Origin of the sequence: Clostridium sp. ATCC BAA-442, assembly GCF_964239415.1 — a bacterium.
Classification (GTDB): domain Bacteria; phylum Bacillota; class Clostridia; order Oscillospirales; family Oscillospiraceae; genus Flavonifractor; species Flavonifractor plautii.
In genome coordinates this window covers 15226-33709 of the sequence record NZ_CAXSQB010000023.1, presented here as the reverse complement: position 1 = coordinate 33709, position 18484 = coordinate 15226, and the positions used below count along the sequence as shown (strand labels likewise).

Here is an 18484-nt window from a genome sequence, read left to right as displayed (position 1 = left end):
TCTCAAAAGCATTATATCAAAGGCGGAAAAAAGAATCAAGCTAAAAAGAGAATCGCTGCACAGATTTTGAAATAAGAAAAAATAGAGGTCATAAATTTGATGAAAGGGGTTGACAAGGTGGGGAGAAGATGGTAGAATATAACCTGTTCTGAACAAAGGGACATGCGCGAGTGGTGGAATTGGCAGACTCGCTAGATTCAGGTTCTAGTGTGCATTACGCACGTGCGGGTTCAAGTCCCGCCTCGCGCACCAACGGAAGAGCACCTGTGTTACACAGGTGCTTTTCTTTTTATGCCGGGAGGAGATGTAGCCGGATGACAGCAATTGTCTGCGTGGACGAGGCTTGGGGGATGGCGTTCCACGGGCGGCGGCAGAGCCGGGACCGGGCGGTGTGCGCCCGCATCCTGGAGGATGCGGCGGGCCGCCGGCTGTGGATGAGTCGGGACACGCTCCGGCTGTTTGAGGCGCCGTATCCGGAGTATCTGACCGCGGCGGAGGATTTCCTGGCCCAGGCCGGGCCGGGGGAGCTCTGCTTTGTGGAGGAGCCGCCCCTGTTGCCCTGGCTGGACCGGCTGGAGGGGCTGGTGCTCTACCGCTGGAACCGGCGCTACCCCGCCGACGCCTGGCTGGATGTGCGGCCCGGCCCTCTGGGGTGGACTCTGGCCCGCCGGGAGGAGTTTTCCGGCCACTCCCACGAGCGCATTACAAAGGAGGTCTATACCCGATGAGACGCGTCTTTCCGCTCCTGCTGTTCCTGGCCCTGCTGCTCACCGGCTGCCAGGGGGAGGCCGCCCCGGCGGTCAGCTACGATCTGGACCAGGTGCCCGCCTATACGGGCGAGCCCTATGTGGTCATCAATGACAACCAGCCCTTCTTTGGGGAGGAGGAATATACCACCGAGGCCTTTGAGACCTACCGTGCGCTGGACGGGCTGGGCCGCTGCGGCACGGCCTACGCCTGCGTGGGGGAGGAGCTGATGCCCACCGAGGCGCGGGAGAGCATCAGCTCGGTGAAGCCCTCCGGCTGGATCAACGTGGAGTACGGCGGTCAGTACCTTTACAACCGCTGCCACCTCATTGGATTCCAGCTCACCGGCGAGAACGCCAACGAGCGCAACCTGATCACCGGGACCCGCTACATGAACGTGGAGGGCATGCTGCCCTTTGAGAACTTGGTGGCCGACTATGTGAAGGAGACCTCCAACCACGTCCTCTACCGGGTCACCCCGCTCTATGAGGGGGACAATCTGGTGGCCAGCGGAGTGCTGATGGAGGCCGGGAGCGTGGAGGACCAGGGGGAGGGAGTCTGCTTCAACGTCTATGTCTACAACGTCCAGCCGGGCATCGGCATCGACTACGCCACCGGCGCGAGCTGGGCGGAGGGGGAGCAGGGGGAGACCCAGGCCAGCCCCACCCCCGCGGGCGCCGCCTACGTGCTCAATACCAACACGAAGAAATTCCACCTGCCCACCTGCGCCAGCGTGGAGGACATGAAGCCGGAGAACCGGACGGACTACACCGGAAGCCGGGAGGCCCTGCTGGCCGAGGGCTATTCCCCCTGCGGCCAGTGCAAGCCGTAAAGCAAAACCGCCGCGGAGCCTCGCTCCGGGGCGGTTTTTCAGCGTCCCAGCAGGAAGAACAGGGCCAGAAACAGGGCGCAGGACAGGATGGGGAAGAGGACGTCCACCGGCCGCAGGCGCAGGGGCTGGCTACACGTGCGGGGGGCGCGGCCGTCGAAGCCCCTGGACTCCATGGCGATGGACAGCTCCTCCGACCAGCGCACCGACTTGACCAGCAGGGGCTTGAGCAGGGCGGGGGAGACGGGGAAGACCCGGATGCCGCGGGCGGCAAAGGCGGCGCGGGTGCGCTTGTACTCCTCCATCATATTGGGCAGGATGCCCCAGGCGGCCAGCAGGCCGTAGGCGAACACCGGGGGGAGGCGGAGCTGCTGCTGGAGGGAGCGCACTAGGAGGATGCGGTCGGTGGTGAGGACAAAGAGCAGGCCCAGCCCGGCGAAGGCCAGTACCCGGCTGCCCAGCACCAGCCCGTTCCACACCGCCGCCCCGGTGAGGGCCTGGGCGGCGGCGTTGATGGGCATGCCCGCCCCGGCGTGAAAGTGGTAGCCGGTGGAGAACATGCCCACCGCCACCAGAAGCACGGGGAGAAGGGCCCCGGCCAGCACCTTGACGTTGGCGCGGGAGAGAAGCAGGGCGGCCAGACATACCGCAAATACCGCCAGGTTGACCGCCGGGTGATGGAGTCCGGCCAGCAGAAGGGTGGGCACCACCAGCCCGATGAGCTTACAGGCGGGATTGAGCGACTTCATACAGGCTCCCCTCCTTCAGCTCGTAGAGAATGTCGGCGTAGTCCTGAGCCAGTGCCCGGTCGTGGGTGGACAGGATGAGGGTGAGGCCCCGCTCCACCACCTCCTGCTGGAGGGCGTCCATGATGGCGGCGGTGCGGCCGCGATCCTGGGCGTAGGTGGGCTCGTCGCACACCAGCACCTGGCAGTCGTAGGCCAGCAGGGCGGCCACCCCCAGCCGCCGCTGCTGGCCCTGGCTGAGCATATAGGGGGACAGGCGGCGGAAGCGCCAGAGCTGGATCCGGCGGAGCACCTCTTCGGCCCCGGCGGCGGGATCGCCCGCCCCGGCGCTGTGGCGCAGGCTGACCGTCACCTCGTCCAGAACGGTGTCCGCCACGAACTGGTCCTGGGGACTCTGGGTGACGAAGCCCATGCGGCCGGTCAGCCGGCGGCGGTGCCTGGACAGCTCCATCCCCTCCAGCCGGGCGGAGCCCTGATAGCGGTAAAGGCCGCTGAGGGCGCCGAACAGGGTGCTCTTGCCGCTGCCGCTGGGGCCCACGATGGCGTGGATGCGCCCCCGGAAGAAGTCGGCGTTCACGTCCCGCAGCACCTCGCGCCCATCCTGGGAGACCCGCAGGCCCCGCAGGGAGAGCACCACCTCCTCCGGCCCGGTCTTGACCGGCCGGGCGGCCTGGTAGGGGCAGCCGGGGACGCTGACGCCCCGCTCCGCCCACGCCTGAGGGGAGAGGGCGCTGGGGGCATAGGCGGCGCCGTCCAGCGTGCCGTCCTGGGCCATGAGGCGGATCTCGTCGGCGATGGACAGCCAGTGGTCCAGCCGGTGGTCGATGGCCAGAATGCCGGTGCCGCATTCCCGGTGGAGCCGGGCGAGCTGCCCGCAGAGAAGGGCGGCGGTTTGGTCGTCCAAATTGGCGAAGGGCTCGTCCAGCAGGATCCAGGCCGGCCGCAGTGCGGCCAGACAGGCCAGCGCGGCCCGCTGCTTCTCCCCGCCGGACAGGGAGCGGAGGGGGCGGCGGCGCAGGTGGGCGATGCCGCAGAAGTCCAGGGCGGCGCTCAGCCGCTCCTCCATCTCCGCCCGGGGCACCCGCCGGTTCTCCAGACAGAAGAACAGCTCGTTCTCCACCGTGTCCATACAGAACTGGAGCTCCGGGTTTTGAAACAGCATGCCCACCAGGGCGCACCGCTCCCCCGGCCCCAGGGCGGCGGGCTCCTGTCCCTCCACCCGCACCGTGCCCTCCTGGAGGAACCCGGCGTTCTGGGGATAGATCCCCGCCGCCAGATAGAGCAGGGTGCTCTTGCCGCAGCCGGAGGGGCCGGTGAGGACGGTGATGCGGCTCCGGTCAAAGGAGGCGCTGACCTCGTCCAGCACCGGGCGCTTGCTCTGCTCCAGGTAGCGGAAGGTGACGCGCTCCAGGGTGATGCGGCCCACCTCAGACGGGGAGGAAGTCATTGGTGTACTCGGTGGGGCGGCGGCGGTCGTAGTAGCCGTTGGCCACCAGCCAGTCGGCCATCCACTCCCAGCGCTCCGGGCGGATGGGGCCCCAGTGGCCCCGCTGATCCAGCAGCAGGGGGGCCAGGTGCTTCTGGCTGCGCACCAGCATGGCTTCGGACACGGCGGGCAGGCCGTCCTTCACCGCCAGGACGGCCCCCTCCGGATCGCGGGCCGCCTCCTGATAGCCCCGGTCCAGAGCGGCCAGGAAGGCCCGCACCTCGGCGGGTCGGTCCCGCAGAACCTGGTGCGTGGCGGCGATGGCGGGGGCGCAGAAGTCGAAGAGGGGGTCCACGTCGGCCAGGTTGATGAAGTTGATCTCTTTGCCCGCCGCGATAAGCTCCTCGTTCTCCCAGTTGGCGTAGACCCAGGTGGCGTCGGCCACGGCGCCCAGGGTGGCGACGATGTCGCCCACGTCCATGGGCACCAGCTCCACCTTGCCGTAGTCGCCGCCGTCCAGGCGCACGGCCTCGCCGATCACGCCGTGGAACCAGCGGGGGGCCCAGTGGGTAAGGCGCTTGCCCTCCAGATGCCGGGGGGAGGTGATGCCGCTCTCCTTCAGGGAGACGATGCCGGAGTCGGAGCGCTGGGTGAGGACGGCCACGCCGGTGAGCTCCACCCCGCGGGACATGCAGTCCAGCATGGAAATCTGGGGGCCCAGCACGAAATCGGCGCCGTGGAGATCCATAACGCCGTGAACCTCGCCGTCGATGTGCACCTCCAGGCCCGCCTCCGCGAAGTAGCCCCGCTTCTCCGCCAGCAGAAAGCCGGTGTGATTGGTATTTGCAAACCAGTCCAGAACCACATTCAGTTTACCCATTGCTTATTCCTCCTCATCGTCGATGGATACCGGGGCAAGCCGGGCGCCCACGGCGTAGCTGCGCAGTACCCCCGTCCGGGCCAGGCCGTCGCAGGCCAGCTTGGCGATGACGCCGGAGAAGACCACGGCGCTGGCAAAGCGGACGGCCAACTGGGCGGCCAGCATGGTGGGGGCCAGCAGATAGTAGCTCAGGTAGTACAGCTCGTAGCAGAAGATGCACACGGCGGCAAAGACGCCGGACAGGGCCATGGAGAGCAGGTTGTACTTCCGGTAGCGGAATACGGCGAAACCCAGCTCGCACCCGACGCCCTGGATGAAGCCGGTGAGCACCACGGTGGCGCCGCCGGAGTTGCCCATGAGCAGCTCGATGGCGGAGGCCAGCACCTCGGTGATGAGGGCCGCGCCGGGCTTGCGGATGATGTAGGCGGCAATGGTGGCAGCCATAAACCACACGCCGTAGATGAGTTCAAAGCCGAAGGCCGACAGGCCCAGGGGGGTGAGGGCCACCGAAATGGCGGTGCCGCCGTAAAACACGGCCATGTAGACCACCGCGAACAGCACACCCAGTATGGCCATCATGACCACGTCCTTGAGTTTCCAGGGTTCTCGTCTCATTCTTGCAGATACCTCCGTTTTAGGCAAAAGTAAAAGCCGCACAGCCTTCGCTGAGCGACTTTGCAAAAAACGGCAAAACGGCGTGAACCGCGCTCCCTACGATGGCATTACCCAACAGGTTCCATGGGTCATAGGCAGAACAGCCTAACTCTCAGCCGGATTCCATCCGGCCCCCCAGCATTCAGTTGTGCAGACTTTTCTGTGGCAACTATAGCACGCCTTTCCGCAAATTGCAAGGGCGGATTTCAGACCCAGTGGCGGGGCCAGCGGTCCCAGTAGGCCCGGTAGGTGGGCCACGTGCCGTTCAGATCCATTTGGTACATACGGAAGATGACCAGCCGGTTTTTCGGCTGCCACAGCTCCTCGTAGGAGTAGCGGTAGGTCATGCCGATGCGCTCCATGACCGCCCCGCTCTTGGGATTGTCCGCGTCGTGGGTGGCCGTGAGGAAGGGCAGGCCGTCGGCGCGCAGACGCTCCACCACCGCAGCGGCGGCCTCGGTCATGTAGCCGCGGCCCCAGGATGGCCGGGCCAGGGCGTAGCCCAGATCATGGCTCTCCCCGTCGTCCACATGGAGGTAGCCGATGGGGCGGTCGTTCTCCCGCAGGCAGATGGCGTAGCGGCAGCCGGAGGGACGGCGGTAGTAGTCCAGGTAGTGCTCCTCCAGATATCTGGCGGCGTCCGCCTCGGTCTCCAGCGGGAACCAGGGCAGGAAGGTGTTGACCTCCCGGTCGCGCATCAGGGAAAACAGCGGCTCCACATCCGCCGGGGTAAACCGGCGGAGCACCAGGCGTTCGGTTTCCAGACGGGGGGTGTTGGCGGGCATGGGACATTCCTCCTTTTTACCCAGTATAGCACGCCCCAGACCATGCCGCAACTGCCGCTTGACTTTCCGCCGGGGCTGGGGTACTCTGAACAGTACGCACAGAAAGAGAGGACACGCCATGACCTACCCCGAATTCAAAGCCAGATACGCCCTCACCCCCGATCCCCAGCAGGAGGCGGCCATCCTCCGGGCCGAGGGGCCCACCCTGCTGCTGGCGGTGCCGGGCAGCGGCAAGACCACCACCCTGGTGACCCGGCTGGGCTATCTCATCCACTGCCTGGGGGTGGAGCCGGGGCGCATCCTCACCGTCACCTATACCGTGGCCGCCGCCGGGGACATGAAGCGGCGCTTTGCCGCCCTCTTTGGGGAGGCGCACGCCGGCGCGCTGGCCTTCCGCACCATCAACGGCATCTGCCAGTCCATCATCTCCTACTACGCCTGGGCCAAGGGGGTGGAGCCCTTCGCTTTGTGGACCAACGAGGGGGAGCTGAACGCCCTGGTGCGCTGGTTGATGCAGTCCCACGGGGCCGAGTGGCCGGGGGAGCAGGAGGTGAAGGAGGTGCGCACCCGCATCACCTGCTGCAAGAACGGGATGCTGCGGGACGAGGAGGTGCGGGCCATTGAGATGGACGGGGTGGATTTTCCCGCCGTCTATTTCGGTTACCGGGAGTACCTGGAGCGCAACCGCCGCATGGACTACGACGATCAGATGGTCTTCGCCCTGCGGATTCTCCGCCGGTATCCCGATATCCTGGCCCACTTCCAGAGCAAATACCCCTACCTCTGCGTGGACGAGGCCCAGGACACCTCCAAAATCCAGCACGCTATTCTCCGCCTGCTGGCCGCCCGGAGCCGCAACCTGTTCATGGTGGGGGACGAGGATCAGAGCATCTACGGCTTCCGGGCGGCCTGGCCCCAGGCGCTGATGGAGTTCCGGCAGATCTACCCGGAGGGGGAGGTGCTGCTGATGGAGACCAACTACCGCTCCGCCGGGGCCATCGTGGAGAAGGCGGACGCCTTCATCCAGCGCAACGGCAGCCGCCACCCCAAGCACATGCGGGCCAGCCGTCCCCAGGGGGAGCCGGTGCGCCACGTGAATCTCAACGACTTCGGGCAGCAGGCCCACTATCTGGCCCAGGCGGCGGCGGACTGCACGGAGTCCACCGCCGTGCTCTACCGCAACAACGACAGCGCCCTGCCCCTCATTGACCTGCTGGAGCGCCGGGGCATCCCCTACGCCTGCCGCCAGCGGGAGAGCTTCTTTTTCACCAGCCCGGCGGTGCGGGATCTCACCGATGTGCTCTGCTTTGCCTTAGATGGCACGGATCGGGAGCGGTTTTTGCGGATTTACTACAAGCTGGAGGTGCGCGTCAAGCGGAGCGTCCTCCAGGAGAAGCTGCGCCGGGGGCCGGAGGGGGCGCCGGTGCTGGACGCCCTCATCGACGGGGGCGGCTTCGAGCCCTGGCAGACGGGGCGGCTCAAGGCCTTGCGCACCCACCTGTCCAAGCTGCCCCAGCTCTCCAGCTTTGCCGCCCTCCAGCGCATCGTCAAGTACATGGGCTACGGGGATTACCTGTCCAGCCAGGGGGGCGACAAGAGCCGGGTGGAGCTGCTGCTGGCCCTGGCCCGGCAGGAGCCGGGGGTGGAGGGCTTTCTCCGCCGCCTGGAGGCGCTGCGGGACACGGTAGAGTCGGGGGGTGGAGACCCGGCCTGCCCCTTTGTGCTCTCCACCATCCACGCCAGCAAGGGCCTGGAGTACGACCGGGTGTTCCTCATCGACGCGGTGGACGGCATTTTCCCATCGGTGAATCCCCGGAAGGGGAACGACCTGTCCGACGAGGAGCGGGTGGCCCTGGAGGAGGAGCGGCGGCTCTTCTACGTGGGGGCCACCCGGGCCCGGCGGCAGCTTGTTCTGCTCACCTGTGACAACCGCTTCGGCGAGCCGTCGCCCCCGGCCTCCTTTGTGGGGCAGTTCCTGGGTACGCCGGAGTGGACGTCCCAGAGGCCCAGGACTCCGGGCAAGGTCCCGGCGGAGCCTGACGCCGCCGCGGTGGCGGCGTGGGAGAAGGACTACGTGCCCGGCACGGCGGTGGTGCACCGGGCCTTCGGCCCCGGCATGGTGGTGAGCCGCTCCGGCGCGGTGGCGGTGATCGCCTTCGAAGAGGTTGGCACCAAAAAGGTGGAGCTGACCGCCTGTCTGCGGAAGCGGCTGCTCCGGCTGGCCTCCGCCCCGGACTTCTGAGGACCTGTTACCAAATTTTCACCATTTGAAACCGCGTAGGGGTTTCCCTTCGGGCTGTGGGGGTGTTATCATGACGGCATAACGGCCCGAAGGAGGAATACCGCTGTGAACCACACGTCCATAACGGGGCTGGCCTGTCTGCTGGCCGTTGCCCTTACCGCCTGCGCGGGAGGCGGAGAGCCGCCGGCACCGTCCGGCAGCCCCGCGCCCGCCCCCCTGGAAGCTCTGAAAGAACCCGCCAACTCCATGCCCGTTTCGCCTCCGTTGTCCCCCGCGCCTGTGTCGGCCGAGGCCCTGGCGGACTACCGGGCCCTGCTGGCAGGGGAGCCGGGGGCGCTGGATCGCCCGCCGGAGGGGCTGGAGCTGCACCAGGTCACCCTGCCCCCGGCGGAGGAGCTGGAGTATGTGCTGCTGGATCTGGACGGGGACGGCGGGGCGGAGCTGGTGGTGCAGATGGTGGCTCAGCCCCACCAGTTCAACGCCGTGTTCCACTATGGGGACGGGGAGCTGAGCTGCTGGCAGTACGACATCATGGAGCTGAGCTGCCGGGACTACCCCCTGGAGGACGGCGCCATGGTACGGCAGTATGACACGGGCACCGGGCCCAATCGGTATTCCCACCTCTACACGGTGTTCCGCTATCTGCCCGATGGGGAGACGGAGGAGTGCGCCTCCCTGGCGGTACACCAGGATACGCAGGAGGATGGCACGGAGGTATTCACCTATCTGGTGGACGACGCGGAGGTGGATCAGGACACCTTTGCGGCGGAGTTTGAGGAACTGGTGGGGAGCCGGCTTCTGTCTCTGGAGGACTGGATTCCGGCTACGGAGCGGCCCGGCTGAAAAACGAACGCGGCCCGTCGGTCATTGACCGATGGGCCGCATTTTGTCTGCTTGACTTACCCGTTGAGAGAGTCCAGAATACGGTCTCTGAGCTGGAAGAGCGATTCCAGAGAGCTGTCCTTGAGGGCGGACTTGAGGGAGACCACGGGCTCAAGCACCTGGAAACCCTTCAGCTCACCCAGCATCTCACGCATCAGCTTGCCGCTGACCGGAGCCCAGGAGCCGTTCTCCACCAAGGCCACCGTGCGGTTTTGCAGGCCAAGGGCCTTCATGTCATGGAGGAAGGTGGCCATGGCGGGATAGACCCCGTTGTTATAGGTGGGGGCGGCCAGCACCAGGTGGCTGCACCGGAAGACCTCGGAGATAAGGGTGGAGACATGGGTGGAGGAAATGTCGTGCATGGCGATGTTCTTTACCCCGCCGTCAGCCAGACCCGCAGCCAGAAGGTTGACAGCGTTCTCGGTGTCGCCGTACATGGAGGCGTACAGCACCGCAACGGCCCGCTCCTCCGGCTCGTAGCGGCTCCACTTGTCGTACTTGTCCAGAAGGTAGTCCAGATCGCTGCGCCAGATGGGGCCGTGGAGGGGGCAGATCATGGCAATGTCCAGTCCGGAGAGCTTCTTCAGCGCGGCCTGCACCTGGAGGCCGTACTTGCCCACGATATTGCCGTAATAGCGGCGGGCGTCGTCCAGCCAGTCCCGGTCGAAGTTCAGCTCGTCGTTAAACAGATTGCCGCCCGTGGCGCCGAAGGAGCCGAAAGCGTCGGCGGAGAAGAGAAGCTTCTCGCTGGACTCATAGGTCATCATGACCTCCGGCCAGTGGACCATGGGAGTCATATGGAAGTGGAGGGTATGCCCGCCCAGGGAGAGGGTATCCCCCTCCTTGACGGTGACGGTGCGCCCGTCCAGGGGGAAATCGTAGAATTGCCCCATAAAGGCGAAGGTCTTGGCGTTGCCCACCAGTTTGAGAGTGGGGAAGCGGAGCAGCAGCGTCTCAATGCTGGCGCAGTGGTCGGGCTCCATGTGGTTGATCACCAGGTAGTCCAGCGGGCGGCCGTCCAGGGTGTGGAGCACGTTCTCCAGGAACTGGCGGGAGATGGAGGAGTCCACGGTGTCCACCACGGCGGTCTGCTCGTCCAGGATCAAATAGGAGTTGTAAGAGACGCCGCGGGTGATGGGAAAGAGGTTCTCGAACAGGGCCAGCCGGCGGTCGCTTCCGCCCACCCACCAGACCTGCTCTGTCAGCTTGCGGGTACAATACATATGGCATTCTCCTTTGAAACGGGGCCTGGCGCCAGTGCGGGAAAGCCCGGCGGGACCAGGCGAAATCTGTCTTTTCCAATCCATTATCATAGCAGACCTGCGATACTCCGTCAAGGGTACAGACGGAGAGGAATGGCCGGAAAACACAAGATTTATGGGGGGTCTTCACAAAAAAAGTTAGATTCCTCTTTCCAAACAGGAATCAACCGTCACCGGGACCTCCAACCGTCCGAAATAGTCCCCCGTATCCTGGACGGAGAGCTCGTCCAGCAGCAGCTCTCCGTAGGCGCTGCCGGTGGGGCGCAGGCTCCGGCTCGCCAGAAAGGCGTGGAGTCCTGCCCAAGCCCGCTCGAAATCGTCTGGAATGCTTCGTCCATAGGCGACGGCGTACCGCCCAGCCGGCTTCCAGGCGTTACCCCGTCGGCCGCCGGTTTTAAAATAGAGGCGGTAGCGCCAAACGGGCTCTCCACTGGCGGTGCTGTCCGGTGTGATGAGTACTCCGGCCGGGTGGCCCAGATGGACGCCCTTCCCGGCGGCATACTCGTAGGCAAAGATTTCGCTCTCCTCGCCGCTGAGGCCGTCCGGGGCGGGGGGACACAAAAAGATGCGTTCCCGGGGCCGCTCCTCCAGCAGATAAGCGCCTTCCGCGTGGGCCAGGGCCTCCTGGGCCAAGGAGGCGCGCAGCTTCATGATCTCGCTGGTCTCCCGCAGGCGGGCGATCTCGGCCTGGATGCGCTCCTCCTGTTGAGCGAAGAAGGCAAGCATCCGCTCCGGTGTGCGGCCGGCGGAGTAGCGCCGGATGTCCTCCAGCCCCACCTCCAGCAGGCGGAGGGAGCTGATGAGGTAGGCGGAGTTGAGCTGACTGCGCGCGTAATAGCGGTAGTTGTTCTCACCACGCTGCTCCGGGCAGAGCAGGCCGATGCGGTCGTAGAAGCGCAGGTTGTCCCGGCTGATGCCCGTCAGGCGGGAGAACTCCAGGATGGAGAGCTGCTTTTTCTGATTCATGGCGGGCCTCCGGTTCTCTTAATTTTTTCTTGACATTGAAGTCGCTCTAAGGTTTATGATACCTCTTGCCGGTAAAAAAAGCAAGACGGCAAAGGAGGCCCTCATGAAATACCTGCGATCCTTTTACAAGCGGCACCGGGGTATGGCGGCGCTGGCCCTGCTCCTTCTGCTGGGCCAGGTGGTGGGCACGCTGCTCATCCCGGCCCTGATTGCCAACGTGGTGGACCTGGGCATTTTGCCTGGGGATATGGACGCCATTCTCCGCACGGGCGGGCAGATGCTGGCCGTGGCCCTGCTGTCGGGGGCGGTGGCCGCCCCCGGGAGCTGGGTGACCGCCGACCTGGGCGCCCGCTTTGGCTTTGAAATGCGCTCCCTGCTCCTGCGCAAGAGCCAGGAGCTCTCCCTCCACCAGTTCGACGAGGTGGGCGTTTCATCTATGATCACCCGCACCACCTCCGACATCACCAACCTGCAGCAGACCATGGGGATGGTGCTCCAGATGGTGGTGCCCGCTCCCCTCATTGTAGGCGCGTCCATCGTGATGACGGCCATGGTCACCCCGGTCATGGCCATCATACAGGTGGGCTTTATGGCGGCGCTGGCGGCGGTGGCCGCCGTGGTGCTCCGAAAGTCCAACGCCCTCTCCCGCAGCATCCAGGTGCGCCTGGACCGCATCAACCGTGTGGTGCGGGAGGCGGTCACCGGCGTGCGGGTGATCCGGGCCTTCGGCAATGAGGCCTATGAGGAGGCCCGCTCCGGCGACGCCTACCGCTCCTACGCCGACAACATGATCCGCCTGAACCGGCTCTTTGCCGTGGCTATTCCGGTGGTGTGGATGCTCATGGGCGCCCTCATGGCCGTGGTGCTGTGGGCGGGCGGCGTGCTCACCCTGGGCGGCGGCATGGAGGTGGGGCAGATCACCGCCGTCACCGAGTACTCCATCCTGACCATGGGTTACCTGCTCATGGCGGTGTCGGTGCTCACCACGCTGCCCAAGGCCAGGGCCTGCCTGGCACGCCTCACCGCCCTGCTGGATACCCGGCCCGACGTGGAGGACGGGGCCGCTTCCGCCGCTGTGGCCGGGCCCGGCCGCCCGGCGGTGGAGTTTGACCACGTGAGCTTCTCTTACCCAGGGGCGGAGGAGCCTGTGCTCCGGGATATCTCCTTCACCCTGTATCCAGGCCAGACCGCCGCCGTGATCGGCAGCACCGGCTCGGGCAAGAGCACCCTGGCCGATCTGCTGCTGCGGCTTCACGATGTGGGGGAGGGGGCCATCCGCGTGGGCGGCGTCGATGTGCGTACCCTCACCCAGCAGGAGCTGCGGGAGCGCATCGGCTGCGTCCCCCAGAAGGCGTTCCTGTTCAGCGGCACCATCGCGGAGAATCTGCGCATGGGTCGGCCGGACGCTACGGATGAGGCGCTGTGGCGGGCCCTGGGCATTGCCCAGGCCGCCGACTTTGTGGAGCGGCTCCCTTTAGGGCTGGATGCCCCGGTGGCCCAGGGGGGCACCAACTTCTCCGGCGGTCAGCGGCAGCGGCTGTCCATCGCCCGGGCGCTGGTGAAGGATGCCGGGGTGCTCCTCTTTGACGACAGCTTTTCCGCCCTGGACGTGAAGACCGACGCCGCCCTCCGCCGCGCCCTGCGGGAGCAGGTGGTGCGCCCCGCCAAGCTCATCGTGGCCCAGCGAGTGAGCACCATCCTGGACGCCGACCTGATTCTGGTGCTGGACGAGGGGCGGCTGGTGGGCGCCGGCACCCACGGGGAGTTGCTGGAGACCTGCCCGGTCTACCGGGCCATCGCGGACAGTCAGATGCAGAGAGAGGGGGCGTGAGTATGGCACGCAGAAAGAAAACCGAAAAGCGGGAGCTCTCCCATGAGGACATCCCCCGCAACACCAGGGCCACCGCCTGGCGGCTGCTGGGCCGGATGGCCCGCCAGTGGTGGAAGCTGCTGCTGGTGGCCGGGGCGGCGCTGCTCAGCTCCGCCTCCTTCACCGCCATTCCCCTGGCGGTTGGAATGGGCATCGACCGGCTGGTGGACGCCATCCGGGCCTTTGACGGCTCCGCCGGCGTGGTGGAGACCGCCGCCGGAGCCCTGGGGCTGCCCGTGCTGCTGGTGGCCGCCGCGGCGCTGTTCAGCAGCCTGATGTCCTATGTGCAGCAGTATATCATCGCCACCGTGGGGGAGGAGCTGACCCTCTCCCTGCGCCAGGACGTCAGCGCCAAGCTCAACCGTCTGCCCCTGCGCTACTTTGACGGACACAAGACCGGCGACATCATGAGCCGGGTCACTAACGATCTGGAAAAGGTGTCCTCCGTGATGCAGGTGGGACTGATGCAGCTGGTGTCATCAGTGTTTACCATTGCTCTGGCTGCGGCGGCCATGGTGATGCTCAGTCCCAGGCTCTTTCTGGTGGTGCTGGTCTCCCTGGCCCTCAGCATGACGGCCACCGGCTATGTCTCCGCCCTGGCCCAGCGGGCCTACGGCGGCAATATGGCGGCCATGGGGGCTCTGACTGGCAAGGTGGAGGAGCTGTACGCGGGTAACCGGGTGGTCAAGGTGTTCAACCGGCAGGCGGCCATGCTGGAGGAGGCGGAGGCCCTCAACGAGGCCCAGTTCCGCGCCCAGCGCCGGGCCCAGTTCGCCGACTACGCCATCTACCCCGCCATCCGCGTGCTGGGCCAGCTTGGCTTCATCGCCACCGCCGTCCTGGGCGGCGGCATGGCCCTGGGCGGGGCTATCACCCTGGGCACTGTGCAGGCCTTTTTGCAGTATGTCAACCAGATCGCCGAGCCGGTGACCGAGGCCTCCTACGTCATCACCTCCCTCCAGGCCGCCATCGCGGGGGCCGAGCGGGTGTTCGCCCTGCTGGACGAGGAGGAGGAGCGGCCCGATGCGGCGGGGGATGCCTCCGTGATCACGCAGGGCCACGTGGAGTTTCGCCACGTGCGCTTCGGCTACACCCCGGAGCGCACCCTGATCCACGATCTGAACCTGGAGGTGCGCCCCAACGAGATGGTGGCCATCGTGGGCCCCACCGGCGGCGGCAAGACCACCCTGGTCAACCTGCTGATGCGCTTCTATGAGCTGGACGGCGGCTCCATCTCCATCGACGGACAGGACATCACCGCCCTGCCCCGGGGGGAGCTGCGGCGGCGCATCGGCATGGTGCTCCAGGACGCCTGGCTCTTTGAGGGCACCATCGCGGAGAACATCGCCTACGGCCGGCGGGACGCCACCCGGGAGGAGATCGTGGCGGCGGCCCGGGCGGCCTGCTGCGACCACTTCATCCGCACCCTGCCCCAGGGGTACGACACCCCGCTTTCCGGGGAGACCACCGGCGTGTCCCAGGGGCAGATGCAGCTTCTGACCATCGCCCGGGCCATGCTCACCGACCCGGCCATCCTGGTGTTGGACGAGGCCACCTCCAGCGTGGATACCCGAACCGAGGTGGAGATCCAGAAGGCCATGGCACGTTTAATGGAGGGCAAGACCAGCTTTGTCATCGCCCACCGCCTGTCCACCATCCGCAGCGCGGATCTGATCCTGGTGGTGCGGGACGGCGACATCGTGGAGCGGGGCACCCACAGGGAACTGATGGCCCGGAACGGCTTTTACGCCTCCCTCTACCGCAGCCAGTTCGAGGCGGCGTGACGGGAGGAGGTGGCCCGTCACTTGCCCCAGGGCCTGCGTTGCTGCCCCTTTTACCCTTCCTTTAAATATTTGCCCACAACTTTATAGCATTTTTTCATTTTGGTGTGAAAAGGAGCCCGTTGCAGAACCGTTTTATTCTGCAACAGGCTTCTTGTTTTACGTTATATGTGCAAGAATTTCATAATGATTTTTTGCTGGATCCCGCTACGGTTGACCCGCAGCCGGGTGTCTGCGGAGGGCGCCAGCTTTTCATAGTTATCGGAAATCACATCCGGGATTCTCCCGCCCTTGCTGTCAAAGCGCATGGCCTTGTGGATCAGGAAGGAGCTCTCCAGGGGGTTCAATAGCTATAAACTGTCTCCGTATGAATGAAATCTTTTCCGTGTCCAAAAGACCACATTCATCAGGATCACAATAAGTCCCGTCACGGTTATCGCTGCCCAAAACCCCATATTGATTCCGAACAGCTCCGTTTTTCCGAACAAATTCATCCATATTGTGTTCCAATTGATTGTCATATCATGCACACTCCCTTCCTGTTACAGCAGCTCTCCAAAATGACGCACATAGGCTTTCTTAATACTGGTCGCCAACACCATATACAACAAAATGCAGGGGATCAGGTAAGCAAAATAAGCTGTGGGGAGGGCGACAAATCCGAGCATTTTTCCCAATGCGGTAAAGGGGATGACCGTCAGTACCGCGATGCCGGTAAAGGTCAGCAACGTCACCGGGGCCGAGGCGCGGCTCTGGATAAACGGCAGTTTCGGGGTTCGGATCATGTGGATCACCAGCGTCTGACTCCACATGGATTCCACAAACCACCCGGCATGGAACATGGCCGCATAAGTAGTCTGCATTTGTGCCAGTTCCGCTCCTCTGTAATGAGCAGACAGGTCATTATAAAGCACGCCGCCGGAAACGAATATCGGGCAGAAAACGAAGTACAGAAAGGCGTATGTTGTCCAGTCGAAGATAGAACTCGTAGGCCCGATCCAGATCATAAAATTCCCAATGCTGGATGCTTCCCACTTGCGTGGAACAGCGATAAATTCCTCATCCACGTTGTCCCAGGGGATGGCGGTACAGCTCAGATCATAGATCAGGTTCAGCAAGATTAGATGGACGCTCTCCATCGGCAGGAAGGGAAGGAGTGCCGAGGCTGCCAATACCGAAAACATATTTCCAAAGTTGGAGGAGGCCGTCATTTTGATATACTTAATCATATTGGCATAGGTTTTGCGGCCCTCAATGATACCCTGCTCCAGTACCATCAGGTCTTTTTCCAGCAGGATAATGTCCGCCGACTCTTTTGCAATATCTACTGCAGTGTCCACGGAAATGCCAATATCCGCCGATTTCATCGCCGCAGCGTCATTGATGCCATCCCCCATAAAGCCTACGGTATGGCCGCCGCTCCGCAGGGCCGTCACAACACGTGCCTTCTGATCCGGCGAGAGCTTGGCAAATACATCCGTAGATTCTGCCACCTGGATCAGCTCGTCATCGCTCATGCGTTCCACATCGGAGCCGAGCAGAAGATTGCTTACCTTGAGGCCCACCTGCTTGCAGATACAGCGGGTCACACGGTCGTTATCCCCGGTGAGGATTTTTGTGGTGACGCCATGGGCTTTCAATGCCCGAATCGCCTCCGCGGTGGATTCCTTGGGCGGATCAAGAAATGCAAGGTATCCCATCAGAACCATATCGCACTCGTCCTTGACGCTGTATGTATCAGCGGCAGGAAGCGCCCGTTTTTGCGCAATGGCGATTACGCGCATCCCGTCCTCATTCAAATCAGCTACTGTTTTCAGAATCGCCTGCCGAATTTGATCGGTAAGTGGCTGCACCTCTCCCTGATATTCCGCATGAGAACAGATGGAGAGCATTTCTTCTATGGCACCCTTGGTAATCATTTGCCGTTTCCCGCTGGTATCCTCTACCACCGTTGAAAGGCGGCGCCTGGTGAAGTCAAACGGAATCTCGTCTACCTTGTGGTAAACTGCGGAGAGATCGGCCAACTGGTGATTGGCCGCTTCTTCCTCCTCTGTCCGCTCAATAATCGCTATATCCATCAAATTTTTATATCCGGTCTGGAAGTAGCTATTCAGGTACGCATGTCTTAAAACACGAATATCTTCCTTTCCGGTCACATCCATGTGGTACTCCAGAACCACTTTGTCCTGGGTCAATGTGCCGGTTTTATCCGTGCAGAGTACATCCATCGCCCCAAAGTTCTGAATAGAATTTAAGTTTTTCACGATGGTCTTTTTCTTTGACATGGACATCGCACCTTTGGCAAGGCAGGTGGTGACGATCATCGGCAGCATTTCAGGGGTGAGGCCCACTGCCACGGAAATGGCGAACAGAAACGCTTCCAGCCAGTCACCCTTGGTCAGACCATTGATGAAGAATACCACCGGTACCATCACCAGCATGAAGCGAATCAGGACCCAGGAAACTGCGTTTACGCCTTTCGTAAAATTGGTTTCCACTGCTTCTCCCGCGACAGACACCGCCATGGAGCCGAAAAGGGTATCATCACCTACGGCTACCACGACCGCCGTTGCACTCCCGCTGATGACATTGCTTCCCATAAAGGCGATGTTCAGGTAATCTGTGATGGAATCGTATTCCTGCTCACAGACAACCGGAATCTTTTCGATGGGATCGCTCTCCCCTGTCAGGGCCGACTGGCTGATAAACAGGTCTTTGGCCTCCAGCACCCGTACATCCGCCGGAACCATATCGCCAGCGGAGAGATGAATAATATCACCGACTACCAAATCTTCCAGAGGGATCTCCTGCTTCCCGTTGTTCTTTCTTGTAACCGTGCAAGTGGTGGTAATCATCGCCAACAGCTTCTCCGCGGCATTCCCCGACCGGGATTCCTGGACAAACCGAAGTGTACCGGAAATAAATACCATCGTAAAAATTATAATGATGGTAAGCGGAGCCACATCCTCCGGTGCATGCTGAAGGATCGGTACAACAATATCGGTAAAAATAGATACGACTGCCAGGCAGAACAAAATTGCGGTAAATGGATTGATAAACGCCCCTGCCAATCTTGCAACAAGCGATTTTTTCTTTTCATGCGTTACTTTATTCCGCCCAAAAGCGATCCGATGGGAAATCACCGCCTTATCACCCAGTCCGGTCAGCGCAGTATCAAGCTGCTTCAAAACCGGTTTGATTTTATTGCCTGCTGCAAAGGCCAGCTTTTTGTTGGCCTCATCCCTGCGAACCATATCCGCAGCCGTTTTATGAACCGTGATTTGGCTCTTTTCCTTTTGATACATTGGGGTTGATACCTCCTTTACTTTTTAAATGAGCATCAGCCACCCCCAAAATCTATCCATAGTCTTACGGGTGCGGTTGCTCGATCTACTTCGAGAAGGGCCAGCATCC

General features: G+C 63.2%; 14 protein-coding genes, 1 tRNA gene and 1 riboswitch. Of the genes, 7 read left to right on the top strand and 8 right to left on the bottom strand.

Translation table 11 applies throughout. The annotated features are described in order from the left end of the window. Nucleotides 1–164: 164 nt before the first annotated feature. From ACESY8_RS11160 to ACESY8_RS11150, 3 genes are all read left to right on the top strand, one after another. Nucleotides 165–252 (top strand) — tRNA-Leu (locus ACESY8_RS11160). A 62-nt stretch (nucleotides 253–314) separates the two neighbouring features. Next, entirely contained in the window at nucleotides 315–728 is a 414-nt protein-coding gene (locus ACESY8_RS11155; RefSeq protein ID WP_054339044.1) for a hypothetical protein, read from the top strand. Then, on the top strand, nucleotides 725–1579 hold the full coding sequence (locus ACESY8_RS11150; RefSeq protein WP_204681423.1) for a DNA/RNA non-specific endonuclease: 855 nt from the start codon (nucleotides 725–727) through the stop codon (nucleotides 1577–1579). The genes ACESY8_RS11155 and ACESY8_RS11150 overlap by 4 nt, the downstream gene beginning before the upstream one ends. A gap of 38 nt (nucleotides 1580–1617) precedes the next feature. On the opposite strand, the gene ACESY8_RS11145 is transcribed toward ACESY8_RS11150, so the two are convergent. The 5 genes from ACESY8_RS11145 to ACESY8_RS11125 all read right to left on the bottom strand — a co-directional run bounded on the left by ACESY8_RS11145 (nucleotide 1618) and on the right by ACESY8_RS11125 (nucleotide 6067). Continuing rightward, complete coding sequence (locus ACESY8_RS11145; RefSeq protein ID WP_054339045.1) at nucleotides 1618–2325, bottom strand: energy-coupling factor transporter transmembrane component T family protein; 708 nt, start codon at nucleotides 2323–2325, stop codon at nucleotides 1618–1620. Further along, a complete protein-coding gene (locus tag ACESY8_RS11140; protein ID WP_054339046.1) occupies nucleotides 2300–3769 on the bottom strand; it encodes an ABC transporter ATP-binding protein in 1470 nt (489 codons plus the stop codon). The genes ACESY8_RS11145 and ACESY8_RS11140 overlap by 26 nt, the downstream gene beginning before the upstream one ends. Next, complete coding sequence (locus ACESY8_RS11135) at nucleotides 3750–4628, bottom strand: ABC transporter substrate-binding protein (RefSeq protein WP_204681422.1); 879 nt, start codon at nucleotides 4626–4628, stop codon at nucleotides 3750–3752. Before ACESY8_RS11135 ends, ACESY8_RS11140 begins: the two co-directional genes overlap by 20 nt. A gap of 3 nt (nucleotides 4629–4631) precedes the next feature. After that, nucleotides 4632–5243, bottom strand: coding sequence for an ECF transporter S component (locus tag ACESY8_RS11130; RefSeq protein WP_154024685.1), 612 nt, complete (start codon nucleotides 5241–5243; stop codon nucleotides 4632–4634). A gap of 76 nt (nucleotides 5244–5319) precedes the next feature. Then, nucleotides 5320–5430: riboswitch (TPP riboswitch) on the bottom strand. 58 nt (nucleotides 5431–5488) lie between these two features. After that, complete coding sequence (locus ACESY8_RS11125; protein ID WP_055179787.1) at nucleotides 5489–6067, bottom strand: GNAT family N-acetyltransferase; 579 nt, start codon at nucleotides 6065–6067, stop codon at nucleotides 5489–5491. Between the two features lie 118 nt (nucleotides 6068–6185). Between ACESY8_RS11125 and ACESY8_RS11120 the strand changes: the two genes are divergently transcribed. Both ACESY8_RS11120 and ACESY8_RS11115 read left to right on the top strand, forming a co-directional pair. Further along, entirely contained in the window at nucleotides 6186–8309 is a 2124-nt protein-coding gene (locus ACESY8_RS11120; protein WP_434307726.1) for an ATP-dependent helicase, read from the top strand. Nucleotides 8310–8414: 105 nt separating this feature from the next. Continuing rightward, nucleotides 8415–9152 (top strand): hypothetical protein, encoded by a 738-nt coding sequence (locus ACESY8_RS11115; protein ID WP_338154737.1) that lies wholly within the window; start codon nucleotides 8415–8417, stop codon nucleotides 9150–9152. Between the two features lie 56 nt (nucleotides 9153–9208). Here ACESY8_RS11115 and ACESY8_RS11110 read toward each other — a convergent pair whose 3' ends face one another. Then, a complete protein-coding gene (locus tag ACESY8_RS11110; RefSeq protein ID WP_054339048.1) occupies nucleotides 9209–10414 on the bottom strand; it encodes an FprA family A-type flavoprotein in 1206 nt (401 codons plus the stop codon). A 177-nt stretch (nucleotides 10415–10591) separates the two neighbouring features. After that, nucleotides 10592–11419 (bottom strand): MerR family DNA-binding transcriptional regulator, encoded by an 828-nt coding sequence (locus tag ACESY8_RS11105; protein ID WP_009257653.1) that lies wholly within the window; start codon nucleotides 11417–11419, stop codon nucleotides 10592–10594. Between the two features lie 103 nt (nucleotides 11420–11522). On the opposite strand from ACESY8_RS11105, the gene ACESY8_RS11100 reads away from it, so the two are divergent. Next, nucleotides 11523–13250, top strand: a complete 1728-nt coding sequence (locus ACESY8_RS11100) for an ABC transporter ATP-binding protein (RefSeq protein ID WP_498794742.1) — start codon at nucleotides 11523–11525, stop codon at nucleotides 13248–13250. A 2-nt stretch (nucleotides 13251–13252) separates the two neighbouring features. Next, nucleotides 13253–15073, top strand: coding sequence for an ABC transporter ATP-binding protein (locus ACESY8_RS11095; protein WP_204681420.1), 1821 nt, complete (start codon nucleotides 13253–13255; stop codon nucleotides 15071–15073). A gap of 539 nt (nucleotides 15074–15612) precedes the next feature. Here ACESY8_RS11095 and mgtA read toward each other — a convergent pair. After that, nucleotides 15613–18375 carry a magnesium-translocating P-type ATPase gene (gene mgtA, locus ACESY8_RS11090; protein ID WP_054339050.1) on the bottom strand — a complete coding sequence of 921 codons (2763 nt, stop codon included), beginning with the start codon at nucleotides 18373–18375 and terminating at the stop codon, nucleotides 15613–15615. Between the last annotated feature and the right edge of the window lie 109 nt (nucleotides 18376–18484).

Coding starts and splice junctions, on each gene's coding strand:
- mgtA (WP_054339050.1), bottom strand. CDS start 18,375: ATGTATCAAAAGGAAAAGAGCCAAATCACGGTTCATAAAACGGCTGCG.
- ACESY8_RS11110 (WP_054339048.1), bottom strand. CDS start 10,414: ATGTATTGTACCCGCAAGCTGACAGAGCAGGTCTGGTGGGTGGGCGGA.
- ACESY8_RS11135 (WP_204681422.1), bottom strand. CDS start 4,628: ATGGGTAAACTGAATGTGGTTCTGGACTGGTTTGCAAATACCAATCAC.
- ACESY8_RS11145 (WP_054339045.1), bottom strand. CDS start 2,325: ATGAAGTCGCTCAATCCCGCCTGTAAGCTCATCGGGCTGGTGGTGCCC.
- ACESY8_RS11100 (WP_498794742.1), top strand. CDS start 11,523: ATGAAATACCTGCGATCCTTTTACAAGCGGCACCGGGGTATGGCGGCG.
- ACESY8_RS11105 (WP_009257653.1), bottom strand. CDS start 11,419: ATGAATCAGAAAAAGCAGCTCTCCATCCTGGAGTTCTCCCGCCTGACG.
- ACESY8_RS11130 (WP_154024685.1), bottom strand. CDS start 5,243: ATGAGACGAGAACCCTGGAAACTCAAGGACGTGGTCATGATGGCCATA.
- ACESY8_RS11125 (WP_055179787.1), bottom strand. CDS start 6,067: ATGCCCGCCAACACCCCCCGTCTGGAAACCGAACGCCTGGTGCTCCGC.
- ACESY8_RS11155 (WP_054339044.1), top strand. CDS start 315: ATGACAGCAATTGTCTGCGTGGACGAGGCTTGGGGGATGGCGTTCCAC.
- ACESY8_RS11150 (WP_204681423.1), top strand. CDS start 725: ATGAGACGCGTCTTTCCGCTCCTGCTGTTCCTGGCCCTGCTGCTCACC.
- ACESY8_RS11095 (WP_204681420.1), top strand. CDS start 13,253: ATGGCACGCAGAAAGAAAACCGAAAAGCGGGAGCTCTCCCATGAGGAC.
- ACESY8_RS11120 (WP_434307726.1), top strand. CDS start 6,186: ATGACCTACCCCGAATTCAAAGCCAGATACGCCCTCACCCCCGATCCC.
- ACESY8_RS11140 (WP_054339046.1), bottom strand. CDS start 3,769: ATGACTTCCTCCCCGTCTGAGGTGGGCCGCATCACCCTGGAGCGCGTC.